Genomic DNA, 12,520 nt, shown 5'->3' with positions numbered 1-12,520 from the left:
GAGAATCCGCTTCTTGCCAGATGGCCATCCACCGCTTGATTGGGGGATGCTGTCTTTTCACCCGCGGTCCACGCCGGCCCGGATTTCCCTCCTTCTCGTCATCCCCGTGGTTTTTTCCGCCTGCGGTTCGCTCCATTCGAATGCCGACCGGTCCGCCGAACGGCGACCGCAGGCAAGCGACTCCGTGACGGGCAAAAGCCAGCTCGCGGTGAGCGCCTTCCGGGCAACGACCTTGGCGGCGGTGCGGCAACCCTACACCACGGTGCGGACCGGCTTGGCGGTCTTTTGGCACCGGCCCAAGGAAATCGTGAGCGGGAATCTGCCGGTGCGGCTGGATCTGACTCCCCCTCCCGTGGAGGTGCCCGGCAGCGAGGAATTCGAGATGCTGCTCGATCGCCAAGGGATGCCTAACCGTGAATCCGGACGGCTCACGTGGCTGGTGGACGGTCGCGAGTTTTTCCCGGAGCTGGACCGACGGCTCGCCGCCGCGAAGGAACGGGTGGACCTGCAGTTTTTCATCTACGACAACGACGATGTCGCCGTGCAGTACGCGGACCGCCTCAAGGCCAAGGCGGAGACCGTGCCGGTGCGCGTCCTCTTCGACGATCTGGGCAGCTCCTTCGCCCACACCGCCGCGCCGGAAACGCCCGGCCCGCGCGGGTTCGTCCCGCCCGCCGACATGGCGGTTTATTTGAAGAACGATTCGCGCATTCAGGTCCGCCGCTCGCTCAATCCGTGGCTCGTCTGCGATCACACCAAGCTGCTCGTTTTCGATCGCCGCACGGCGATTATGGGTGGGATGAACATGGGCCGGGAGTACTACTCCGAGTGGCATGACGTGATGGTGAAGGTCGAGGGGCCAATCGTGGGACGCTTGCAGGGCGAGTTCAGCCGGGCCTGGCGCAAGGCCGGTCCGTGGGGCGATCTCGCGATGTTCCAGCGCCCGCGGTTTTTCCGCAAACCGGAGCCGGTCGATGGCGGGGTGCCGCTGCGGCTGCTGCGCACCGATGCCGCGGCCGGCCAGGAGCAGATTCTCAAATCCACGCTTTTAGGCATCCGGGCTGCGAAGAAGCGGATCTGGATCGAGAACCCGTATTTCGCGCACGATGACATCGCGATCGAGGTGGAAGCCGCGGCGCGCCGCGGGGTCGATGTCCGGGTGATCCTGCCGGCGCGCGGCGATTCCACGATCATGGACGCTGGCAATCTGGGCACCGCCCGCGGGTTGATCGAGGCCGGGGCTAAAGTTTATCGCTATCCTAGGATGACCCATATGAAGGTCATCATTTGCGACGGCTGGGCGCAGGTCGGCTCGGCGAATCTCGACATCCTCAGCATGCGGATCAACCGGGAGATGAACCTGGCTTTTTCGGATCCTGCCACCGTCCGCGATCTGGAGCGGAAGGTGTTCCTGCCGGACTTCCGTGCGTCGAAGCTGGTCCGCCACGAGGAAACGACCAGTCCGGTGGCCCCGATCGCGGAGGCGGTGGCCGACCAGTTGTGATGGCGGGGCTTGCGGCGCTGCCGGATTTCCGGTGGGCTGCTGGCCGTCATGATGACACGAGGCAAGCGAATTGCATTTCTCCTGATCAACTTGGTCGCGGCGGCCGTTCTGCGAGCGGAGGTCTCCACGACCCCGCCGCCGGAGTATGAAACCTCGATCCGCCCGCTGCTCACGCTGCTGGAGGACATCTCCGCCCGCAAGGATCCTCATGCGGGCAAGGATGAGCCGGGCACGGTGCGGCTGGCCGAGCAGGTGACGCGGGTCAAGGAGGACGGCACCTATCTGCGCGCCGTGCACTACATCGTGCAGCCCTACTCGACGAAGGGCGCGGACGCGACGGCGAACGACCGCTACCGCTTCTACTCCCGGCAGGAGACGGTCCACCTCGCGCTTGCCCGCACGGTGCTGCCGGATGGGACCAGCAAGCTGCTCGGACCGAATGCCGCTTTCCTGCAAAAGGGCAATCGCGGCTCCGCGAGCACCTACGATGATGCCCAGGATTTGGTGGTGGTATTTCCCGATGTGAAGCCCGGCGTGCTGTGCGAGGCGATCGTGGTGTATGAGCGCAAAGAGCCATCGGTCAAACGTGGCTACAGCAATGTGATCGACTGGTCGCCCGGTTGGCCGGTCGGCGAGATCCGGCATGTGCTCGATTTCCCCGCCGCGTGGAAGGACAGGCTGAAGGAACATGCGGTGGCCGTGAAGGAGGTGCGGGCCACGGATCTGCCCGCTGCCGAGGGACGCTTGTGCCGCGAGTGGAAACGCGGATCGACGGGCCGCCCGCCCTACGAGCCGAATCGCGCGCCCGCGGCGCAGGTGGGGCCGGCGACTTGGATCGGGACCTTTGCGAGCTGGGATGAAATGGCCGCGTGGTACCAGGGGCTGCTCAGGGGTCAGGACGTGCTGGATGATGAGCTGAAGGCGAAGGTCACCGAATGGACGGCGGACGCAAAATCTCCACGCGAGATCCTCGATGTCTTGTACGACCGGGTGGCCAACGACATCCGCTACGAAGGTCTTGAATTCGGGGTATCCGGGTTGCAGCCCTACACCTGCGGCACGGTGTGGAAAAACCAATACGGCGACTGCAAGGACAAGGCGAACCTGCTGGTGGCGATGCTGCGCCACCGCGGCGTGCCTGCAAAGGTGGTGCTCGTGAATACCGACGATGCCGGCGTCGTTCACCGCGACATCCCCGACTTCCGGCACTTCAACCACGCCATCGCGGTAGCCGAGTTGCCCGCCGAGGGGGGAGGCGTCCAGCAGGTGTTTTGTGATGCTACCATCCGCCATGGGCGGCCGGGGCTGTTAGGTCCATCGTCCGCTGGGCGCGATGTGCTGGCGATCGATGGTGGGAAGGCGCAGTGGCTCAAGACGCCGGAGGTGGACGCGGGGGAGGATTTCTATCGCTTCGACCTGGCCGTGGATGAAGAGGGCCGCCTGACGGGTTGGCTCTCGATCACCTCGAAGGGCTACTATGCGGTGAGGCTGGCCAGTGCCTACGGCGGTGCCGACCGCGAGAGCGCACGCGACCGTCTGACGAGCCTGGTGGAGGATTTCATCGATGGTGCGGAAGTCGTGGACGTGGTGCTGCCGGCCGAGCAGAGGATCGTGGATGAGGTGACGGTGAAAGCCTATGTGACCGGGCCGCCGCGGCAGCGCGACAACGGTGGCCGGCTGAGCCTGCCTTTCCCTTCATCCCCCGGCTTGTTCAATGACTACGGTGATACCCAAGTACGACAGACGTCGTATTTCCAATGGCGCGACCGGACGCGGGTGGAGACGACGGTGCGCTTGCCCGCTGGCTGGCGGCCGGAGTCGCTGCCGCAGCCGCTGAAGCTGGACACCCCGGCTTATCTCGCGGAGGCATCATGGTCCCATGGCGAAGGCACCTGCACTGCGAGTCTGCGGCTGGATTGCCGCGAGGCGGTGATCGCAGCGGGAGCGGTGGCGGGACCTGCGCAGGCGAACCGCTCGCTGGCGGCGTGGCTGGGTGTGCCGCTGCTGCTCACGCAGGCGGAAGGAAAGGCGGCGGACAAGCCGGCACCCATCGGTCAGGTCGAGCTGCCGCTGATGCCGACCGGGCAGGGCCAGATGACGCTGGTGAACCGCTTGTTTCCGGCGGGATCGGATGCCGCCAAGCGCCGCGCGGCCTTGGAAAAGGTCGTGAGCTATTTCCCGAACGATCCCTCGACGGTCCATGACGCCCGGGTCCAGATCGCCTACCTGCGGGTGCTGGCGGATGAATATCCCGCCGCGGTTGCGGAACTCGCCCCTTTGGCAGCGCGTCGTCCGGAGGGTGTGGATGCGGAGAGCTTCGCCTTCACCCGCTATCTTCACGCCATGGCCCTGCAGGAGACGGGTGAAACGGAGGCCGCGCTGAAGGTGATGCGCGAACTCGTGGCAGACGCCGGTCTGTCCGACTACCGTCGCGGTTGGTCGGCCAGCCTTGCCGGCACGTGGCTGGCGGAGCGCAAGCCGGTGCCTGTGGAAGCGCTGGAGTTGCTCAAGCAAGCCGTTGCTTTCGGCGGTGAGGCTGCCGAGCCGGCGCTGGTGGTCTTGATTCCCGCGATGGCTTCCACCGGTCAAGGCGAGGCTCTCGCCGACATGATGGCCAAGGGTGATGCGCTGGATGCCTTCGAAGACGGTGGTGCGTCCGTGCTCAAACAGATTACGGATGGCGTGACGGAGAAGGCCGGTGAGCTGCAGCCTTGGCTGGCACGGGCCCGTGACCTCGCGGAGGACGAAGACCGCAAGAAGCATCTGGCCACCGCTGCCACCGCGCTGGAGAGCTGGCTTTCCCGTGGCGAGGCGTATGCCACCGTGCGCGCGCGCGTGCTGGCCGCATTGGAACTACGGGGGACGCAGTACTTCGACGGGACGAAGCCGGGAGACACCGCCGCGGCGACGGAAGCGATGCTCGATGGTCTCAACGGAAAGGATCGCAAGAAATGGATCGCGACGGCTGCCGCTTACTTCCGCACCTTCGAGCCGTCACCGCAATTCTCGCGTGTCGTTTGGCATTTGCTCGGCCACTTCAGCGCGGTCGAGGAGAAGGACGAGGGAGTGCTCTTTGATGAACTGGCCGAAGCGTCCGCGCTGCTGCCGAAGTCGGACGATCACTACTGGGAGTGCCGCTTCACCCATTCCTGGAGGCTGCGCGACACCAGCAAGGTCAAAGATGCGGAAGCGATCCAGCGGGCGATGACGGAAGATCCCGCCCTGCCTGCCGACTTCACGAAGACCGCGTGGTCGGCCTTGGGCGAGTCGCATGAGCTCCAGGGGCGTTGGGATGAAGCTGCTGCTTGCTATGCGAAGTTCAAGGAAGACCGCCACGGCTTCCGTGTGGTCGTGGAGGGTATCTTGCGTGCGGGGTTGCTGCGTGCCCATCTCGGCGAGCGCGAGGATGCGCTGGAGATCTGGAAGCTCCTGGCCGATGTACCGGCGACCACCTATGATGACTCGCCGCTGATATCCGAGATTGTCGACGCCATCGCTCTTTCTGCGGATCCCGATGCGACGCTCGAACAATGGAAGCGCATGGACGGGTGGTGGAAGGACTCTTTCGTGCCTTTGCTGAAGAGTCTCGGTCTTGAAGAGCTTGGGCAGCGGCCTTACCTCGCGGATCAGGGGACGGCGGTCGACGTGCGTTGCCGCAAGGCCCTGGCGGAGAAGGATGTCACGATGGTGGCGAAGGATCTGGCCGCGGTGGGCCTTTCATTCCGCTGGCTGCCCTGCCACATCGGCTCGCTGCAAACGATGCTGAGCCTCTACGTGAAGCCGCTGCGCCCGCAGACGGTTTCACGCCAGGAGCGCGTGGTGGAAGATGCCGCGGCGGCGGTGAGCATCGCGAAGCTGTCCGTCATCGAGTATTGCCTGCGCCTGCATGCCGGCATGGCGGTGGACCGGGGCGAGCCCGCGTTGACCTTGAAGCTCCTCGACGGGCAATGGGGGGAAGCGCCGGGCCGCGGTGACGAGCACCGCGAGCGCTCCGCTTATGTCTTTGGCATGGCTGCCGTGGCTAGCGGTGAGAGGCTGCCGGATGCGCTGGCGATCAGCTCGGCCGTGATCGAAAAAGGGCCGGGCTTCGTGAATGCCGGGACGTGGTTTTCGCTGCACGCGGATCTTCTCGCAAAATCCGGCAAGCAGTCTGAGGCCATTGCTTTCCTCAAGGGAAAGTCCACCGATCCCGCTATCAAGGCGGATGCCAAGGTGCTGGACGCCATCACCACCAAGCTCGATGCCCTGACCAAGTCGGCAGGGCATCACGAGGGCCTGGAGGCTTCCGTTCGCGGCTACATCGAGACTCTTGCTCCGAGTTGGTATGCCAATGTCGGCCCGGCGGATTTGGATGACCCGCGCGTGGGCGATGTGGACAAGGTTCTCTCGGGCGATCTCTCCCGCTTTCATCCTGCCGAGCGGCAGCGTCTGCGCTTGCTCATCGCGCTCAGCGACCGGGCCACCGCGGAGGTCCGCGAGCGGGCCTATGGCGAAGCTCTGGTAGAGGCTGCCGCAAGTTGCCGGACTCTGCCGGAGGCCGATGCCGTGTGGTCGCATGCCATCGACGATGAAGCGCTGCCTCTCACGCTGCGGCTGCCGCTACTGTGGAAGGCGGCGGTTTCCGCGACTATGACCGGGCAGGTGGAACTGCTCGCCAAGCTTGCCGAGAAGCCGGTCTTCCAAAGCTTCGCCGAGGCGTATGCCAAGCGCTACTACCCACTGCTTCAGGACATCGCGAAGAGTCGCCGGGACGGCGCGGGCGCTGCCTCACAAGCGGTGCTCGACCGGCTGGCCGGCAAGGAGCTGGATGCGGTGGAGCTGCAGGTCGCCGGGATGTTCCATGCGTTCCTGCTCGGTGCAGGCGACCTGGATGCTGCTGTGGCCGCACGCGAAGCGATGAAGTCGTGGAAGCTCGCGCCCGGCACTTCCGGCAGCATCCTCACCACTCGTTTGGCATGGCTGCGCTTGGAGAATACCGCGAAGCCGTCGATCGAGTTTGATCGCGCGATGCGAGGGATCTTCCTGCCGGTCCTCGAGCGTGTGGCAAAGGACGCACCGGCGGGGTGGGAGCAGCGTATGAACGTGGAGCAGCTCGACGATCTCACGGAGCGGCAAGCGGATGGGGTTCGTGCTGCTACCGTGATGAAAGCAGCGGCGCATGATGCCACGGAGGGTGCCCGCTGGCTTCGCTATCCTTCGTTCTGGTTTTCTTCCGGTGGTAAGACCGATCACGCCAAGGCATTGGAGTTCTTCAAGCTCGCCTTGGGCATCAAGGATGACTTCCGCGCGAATCTCGCCCTAAGCGGCACCCTCGTGGGGATGGAGCTCCCGGCTGACGGGAGTTGGAAGGAGATCGATGCCGTGCTTGATGAAGCGCTGAAGGCGAACAAGAGCCAAGCGGTCGGGGCCTTGATCGATTTCTGGCGAGCGTTTCGTGACCGCAAGGTCGGCGATCCGGTCGATGTGCCGCAGGCGGTCCTCAACGCCAAAAAGATGAGCATGCTCGGCATCGCGGTCTATGGCAGCTCGATGGAGGCCTTGATCGCGAATGGGGACAAGGCCGGCCTTGAAAGCTTGCTCGGTGAGATCAAGCCCGATGACTTTCTCGATGGCACGGGCATCGCCACCTACGCCGCGGCGCTCGAAATGCTGGGTCGCACGGACGAGCTGGAACTCGTCCGTGAGTCCGTGCCCGATGTGATCCGGAAGGAAATGATGAGTGCCTGGTATGAGGGCTCGGTTTCTTCCGCCCGGCGCACGCTCGATCTGGCCGCCGGGTTCGATCACGCCAATCTGCTGCCGGGGGCGTGGCGAAAGGACATGGCGACGCTCACGGTGGACCCGATGGGCGCAGCCTTGATGGCCGCCCGTCTGGCGCGTCTCGACCGCGATTGGCAGGAGATGCTCGCGGCGCTTGCCAAGGTGAAGGATCAAGCGGAGGACGATGAAACCGGGTGGCACTATCTCAACGCGGTCGCCCATGTCGGATTGGGTAAACCGGAGCTTGCCCGGCCTCACCTCGACAAGGTGATTCGCGCCGGGATCCTTGACGGTGCGTCGTTCGTGCAAGCCGTCGTGCTTCTCAAGTCGCTGGACGAGCTGGGGAAGTGACGGTGGGGCGAATGAGATTGGAGTTGCCGCATGCGATGGAGGGAAATTGAAGATGCCACATGAAGACGATCTTTGCGGTGCTGGCGGTGGTTGTTCCGGTGTTGGCCTGTTCGTGCGTCTCCCGGGATACTCACACGGGGCCGCTGGTGGCGCCGCTTGAGGGACCGGCCACGGGAGACTACAAGAAATTGGAAGGCGAGTGGACCGTGACCTATTGCGAGCGGGATGGGAAGGCGATGGCCGGCCGCAATGGCTACGTCTTTCACTTCCAGCACAACCGGCACTGGATCAGTGGAAACAAAGGATACGAGTGGTATGCGCTGGATGCGAAGGCGAGTCCCAAGATGATCGATTTCTATGATCACAAGCTGCCGACGATCCGTGCAATCTATCGAATTGAGGGCAGGCAATTGGTGGTGTGCAGTGCCGATCCGGGATTGCCGAGGCCGACGGACTTCAGCACCACGCCGGGGTCGGGCAGGATCCTGACGAAGACCGAGCGACGATAAGAGATCCTGTAATTCGTGCTTGGACTGCCGCTCAACTTTGGAAGCATGCAATCATGCTTCGGATGATTCTGATTGGTCTCGCGGTGATGCCTCTTGTTTCCTGCGTGCGGACGGTGGAGCCGACTGCGGAGGAGCGGCTAGAGATTAATGCGGGACGGGAGATTGAGAAGATGGAGTGAGGCATTGCCGGTCCATGCGCTCTAACGTTCGCTTGCGAGAAAAGCATGGGACTTCCCGGTTACATCACCCACTATTTCGAAGCGGACCACGGGCCGTTCCGGAATATCTGCGATCTCAGCGAGGAGGAGGCTGGGGAGCTTGTTCGCAAGGAGAGGAGCGCAACGACCGGCTTCAATCGTTTCGCGATGGGGCCCGACTTCCTGAAATGGCGGCGGGAAGCGGATGATCTTCTGATGCGGGCGTATGCCGAAAAGTTCGGCCATCCTCCGGAGGGACGGCCTTACTTCGCGCTTTTGGGGAGCTTCGACAAGACGCTGACGATGTTCCGCGAGGGGAGGAAGATCGAGATCGAGGTGTCCGGATTCTCGGAGCGAGAGCTGACGTTCATGTATCCGGACCATTCCCATTTGGTCACGTTCTACGGCTCCAGTGCACCGGCGCTTTTTTATCAGCCACCGCCCGACTGGGATCGCCAGAGTTTTTGGGGGCGGCTCTTTACGATGACGGAACTCCAGGAGGAGTATTCAAGGCTGGGGATCGAGAAGATGATTCACGCGCACAAGGAGCGGGACGGGTGGGCTGGGTGTTACGTCGAAGCTCACATTTGGCGGCGTAGCCTGCGGGCGGAGCATGTTGGATAAGTTGAGTCCCGCCGCGCGGGGGGGCACGGGATTCATGGCGCTTGTAGGGACCACTCGGGCGGAATGAATTCCGCGTTCCCAGTGGGCCTAACAGGCGATCCTTCCGCGCTACATGGACGGTGCTTTCCAGACGAGGCGGACGGCATCGACGCGGACGCGGGCGGAGCGGATGGCGGCGGCGAGTTCCTGTTCGCGGGCGACGAGCGCATCGATCTCTTCCGGGCGGATGTGATCGTTCATGGCGGCAAGGTCCTTGAGCCGGGTGATCTCGTCATCGAGTTGGGCGTGCATCGTCTGCAGCGCGGATGCGATGACTCCTTTGCTCGCTTCGGCACCGAGTTCGCGGACGCGCTCGAGCATGGTCGGCAGCACCTTGCGCTTCACGGCTTCGTTGCGAAGCAGCGCGGCGGGATCGCCGCGGCGGAGCTTGGCAGCGGCGAGCGAGGCATCGCCGGTCTGGTCGCCGCCGATGTGATCCACTGCGATGCGCATCGGTACGGGCGGCAGGAAGCGCTCGACGTGAAGCCGGGCCGGGGCGACGCATTCGACCACGACCTGGGCTTCCAGAAGCATGCGCTTTTCCGAAGGAGACTCCCAGATGCCGAAGGAGGCATTGCCAGTTTCCGAGCCTAACAGGAGGTCGAGCGCCGCGCGGGTCATCGGGTGATCCCAGGTAAGGAAGGCCTCGTGCTCGCGTTCGAGGGCGCGCTGGCGGTCGAGCGTGACGGTGATACCTTCGTTCGGCAGCGAGGGGAAGGCGTCCGACTTGAGATTGCCGGGCAGCAGGAAGTAGCGGCGGCGGCTGAGGTCTTCGATGTGGAGGCCACAGTGCTCGAAGAGGCGCAGCAGGAAGTCCTCGAACTCCGCATCGTCGTCCCATGCCTTGATCGAGGCCGTGGTGCGGGCCGCGTCTTCGGGGCGGTGAGAGCAGCGCTCTAACAAACGATCCTGACCCTTGGCGAGGCGTTCGGAGATGCGGGCGCGGCACGCCTCGGTCTCGGCAAGGAGGGTCTTCAGTTTCTTCGGGTTCTCCAAGGCGGCATCGAGAGAATCGGCGAGTTCGCGCTGGATCTCCGCGGCACCATGCGGACTGGCACGGAATGCATCGAGGCCTTCGTGGATCCAGCGCACACGGGTTTCCTCCGAAGTGCCTTCCAAGAAGGGGACGTGGATGTTGATTGTCCCACGCTGGCCGATGCGGTCGAGACGGCCGATGCGTTGCTCTAACAGATCGAGCTGGTCCGGAAGGTCGAACAGCACGAGGTGGCGGGCGAACTGGAAGTTGCGACCCTCACTGCCGATCTCCGAGCAGACGAGCACGCGAGTGCCATCCTCATCGGCGAAGAAGGCGGCATTCCGGTCGCGCTGCATGAGGGTGAGATCCTCATGGAAGAGCGCGGCCACCGAGCCGGTGTCATCACGAAGAGACTCGACGATTTGTTCGGCGAGTTCGCGAGTCTTGGCGATGACGAGCACCTTGTCCTCTGCGGGAAGCTTCTCTAACAAACCAGAAAGCCAAGCGGTCTTGGCGGCCATCTCGTCCTTGCCCTTCAGCGGCGCGAGCAGCGGCAGGCGCTCCGGGAAGCCGCCGAGGCGGGCGCGGGTATTGCGGAACATGACGCGGCCGATGCCGCAGCCATCGAGAAGGTCCTGGATCAGGCGCTCGCGGGAGCCTTCTTTCTCCAAGAGGAAATCGGCCGCCGCTTTTAACAGGCGCGGGCGTCCTGCCGTGAGGACCCCGAGTCGCTCGCCGGCCTCGCCGCCATTCGCCAGGGATTCCACCAGATCGGCGACTTCCTCGTAATGCCGGGTTTCCTCGCGGTAGCGGTCGAGATCGTGGTAGCGTTCGGGATCGAGCAGTTGCAAGCGGGCGAAGTGGCCCTCGGGCCCGAGTTGCTGGGGGGTGGCGGTAAGGAGTAGCAGGCCTTCCGTTTCCGCGGCCAAAGTACGAACGACCTCGTAGTTCGCGCCGGCATGCTCAGGGGTCCATTCGAGGTGATGCGCTTCGTCCACGACCAGCACGTCCCAGCCGGCTTCGCATGCCTGGGCGGCGCGTGCCTCGTCGTCCGCCAGGAAGTCCATCGGCGCGAGCACGAGCTGCCGGTCGAGGAAGGGATTCGTTCCCGGGTCGCTCTCCTCCATGGCGTTGCAACGCTCTTCATCGAAGAGGTCGAAAGTAAGATTGAAGCGGCGCAGCAGCTCGACGAACCATTGGTGGATCAGCGGCTCCGGCACTAGGATGAGCACGCGGGAGGCATGGCCGGTGAGCAGCAGGCGGTGGACGATGAGGCAGGCCTCGATGGTCTTGCCGAGGCCGACTTCATCGGCGAGCAGCACGCGCGGCTTCAGACGATTGGCGACCTCATTCGCGATGAAGATCTGGTGCTGGATGAGATCGACACGGGCACCGGCGAGACCGCGGGCGGGTGAGCGCCGCATGTCGGCACGACGCCGGAGGGCCTCGCCGCGAAGGTCGAAGTCGCCCGGGTCATCGAGCTTGCCACCGAAAAGACGCTCCTCCGGCTTGCTGAAGCACATCGAGTCGGCGAGCTGGGCCTCCGTCACCTCGCCATCCGAGGTTTGATAAATGCGCAGGCCGGATTCCTCGCGGACCTGATCGACGGTGGTTTCCACCCCCTCATGGGTGGTGATGCGGTCGCCGGGCTGGAATTTCACCCGGCGGAGTGGAGCGGTATCGATGGCGTAGCAGCGCTGTTCTCCGGCGGCGGGGAAGACGATTTCCACGCGGCCGTGGGAGCCGTCGAGGATGATGCCGAGGCCGAGTTCCGGTTCGCTGTCGCTGACCCATCGCTGGCCGCGTTTCCAAGTGGTGGTGGCTGGCATTCTAAAAAGGGGCGCGCACCCTACGCGTGCGGGGCGACTCCGCAAGCACGGGGAGCGGGAAATGACGGGCCGGGGATGGCTACGTAGGAAACTATCCGTAACGGGTAGTGCGCACCTGTCCGTTGTAATCTTGCCCGACCGGCCGGCTGCGGGGTAATGGCAGCGGACGTTTTTGCCGTTCATCCCCGTCTTGAAGCGCAGGCTTCATTTTCACCCATGTCCGCCATCGAAAGGATTCAGAAAAAGCTTCAGGATGATCCCTCCGTGCGGCTTTTTTCGGTCTGCGGATACACGGTCACCGTGGAAGCACCGAATGCCGACGGCTTTGCGGTCTGGCTGACGGAGAAGCGGCCCGGGTTCACCGTGGGCTTCGATGGCTGGCATGAGGAATTCGAGGACGAGGAGGAGGCACTTTCGGCCGTTGCCTTCGGACTGAGCGGGGAGTGCCGGCTGAAAGTGGTTCAGCGGGGGGCGACCGATTGCTCGTGGACGGTCGAGTCGCTGGTGGATGGCGAGTGGTGCGAGGATAGCACGACCGGCATGGTGCTGATCCCGTTCTGGCGGAAGAAGCGCGTGGTGTACCGGCGGAACCGGGGGATGGGCGGGGGGCAGTGAATGGCGTGCCAGTCGCTTATCCATTCGCTTTGCTGGCACGGGCGGGACGCCAATAGTGTTCGGCACGCTTTCTGAGTTCGCTGGATTGCCCGGGCTTGTTCGCCACCGCGTGCCGG

General features: G+C 64.1%; 6 protein-coding genes. 5 read left to right on the top strand and 1 reads right to left on the bottom strand.

The window, feature by feature from the left end; translation table 11 throughout:
- Positions 1–106 precede the first annotated feature (106 nt).
- The 4 genes from OKA05_RS26300 (at position 107) to OKA05_RS26285 (ending at position 8,945) form a co-directional block, all read left to right on the top strand.
- Positions 107–1,504, top strand: a complete 1,398-nt coding sequence (locus OKA05_RS26300; RefSeq protein ID WP_264490201.1) for a phospholipase D-like domain-containing protein — start codon at positions 107–109, stop codon at positions 1,502–1,504.
- Positions 1,505–1,552: 48 nt separating this feature from the next.
- A complete protein-coding gene (locus OKA05_RS26295; protein ID WP_264490200.1) occupies positions 1,553–7,615 on the top strand; it encodes a DUF3857 domain-containing protein in 6,063 nt (2,020 codons plus the stop codon).
- A 59-nt stretch (positions 7,616–7,674) separates the two neighbouring features.
- Complete coding sequence (locus tag OKA05_RS26290; protein ID WP_264490199.1) at positions 7,675–8,124, top strand: TIGR03067 domain-containing protein; 450 nt, start codon at positions 7,675–7,677, stop codon at positions 8,122–8,124.
- Positions 8,125–8,348: 224 nt separating this feature from the next.
- Entirely contained in the window at positions 8,349–8,945 is a 597-nt protein-coding gene (locus tag OKA05_RS26285; RefSeq protein ID WP_264490198.1) for a hypothetical protein, read from the top strand.
- Positions 8,946–9,053: 108 nt separating this feature from the next.
- Here the strand turns inward: OKA05_RS26285 and OKA05_RS26280 are convergent, their stop codons facing one another.
- On the bottom strand, positions 9,054–11,789 hold the full coding sequence (locus OKA05_RS26280; RefSeq protein WP_264490197.1) for a helicase-related protein: 2,736 nt from the start codon (positions 11,787–11,789) through the stop codon (positions 9,054–9,056).
- 216 nt (positions 11,790–12,005) lie between these two features.
- Between OKA05_RS26280 and OKA05_RS26275 the strand changes: the two genes are divergently transcribed.
- Positions 12,006–12,404: a hypothetical protein gene (locus tag OKA05_RS26275; protein ID WP_264490196.1), complete on the top strand. Its 399-nt coding sequence runs from the start codon at positions 12,006–12,008 to the stop codon at positions 12,402–12,404.
- The last annotated feature ends 116 nt before the right edge of the window (positions 12,405–12,520 follow it).

The sequence above is a fragment of the Luteolibacter arcticus genome, from assembly GCF_025950235.1.
Classification (GTDB): domain Bacteria; phylum Verrucomicrobiota; class Verrucomicrobiia; order Verrucomicrobiales; family Akkermansiaceae; genus Haloferula; species Haloferula arctica.
The sequence above is the reverse complement of the archived record's forward strand: the minus strand, read 5'-3'. Positions and strand labels throughout refer to the sequence as shown.

Excerpts from the sequence above, each read along its gene's own strand:
- OKA05_RS26275 (WP_264490196.1), top strand. The coding sequence starts at position 12,006 with ATGTCCGCCATCGAAAGGATTCAGAAAAAGCTTCAGGATGATCCCTCC.
- OKA05_RS26290 (WP_264490199.1), top strand. The coding sequence starts at position 7,675 with ATGAAGACGATCTTTGCGGTGCTGGCGGTGGTTGTTCCGGTGTTGGCC.
- OKA05_RS26285 (WP_264490198.1), top strand. The coding sequence starts at position 8,349 with ATGGGACTTCCCGGTTACATCACCCACTATTTCGAAGCGGACCACGGG.
- OKA05_RS26295 (WP_264490200.1), top strand. The coding sequence starts at position 1,553 with ATGATGACACGAGGCAAGCGAATTGCATTTCTCCTGATCAACTTGGTC.
- OKA05_RS26280 (WP_264490197.1), bottom strand. The coding sequence starts at position 11,789 with ATGCCAGCCACCACCACTTGGAAACGCGGCCAGCGATGGGTCAGCGAC.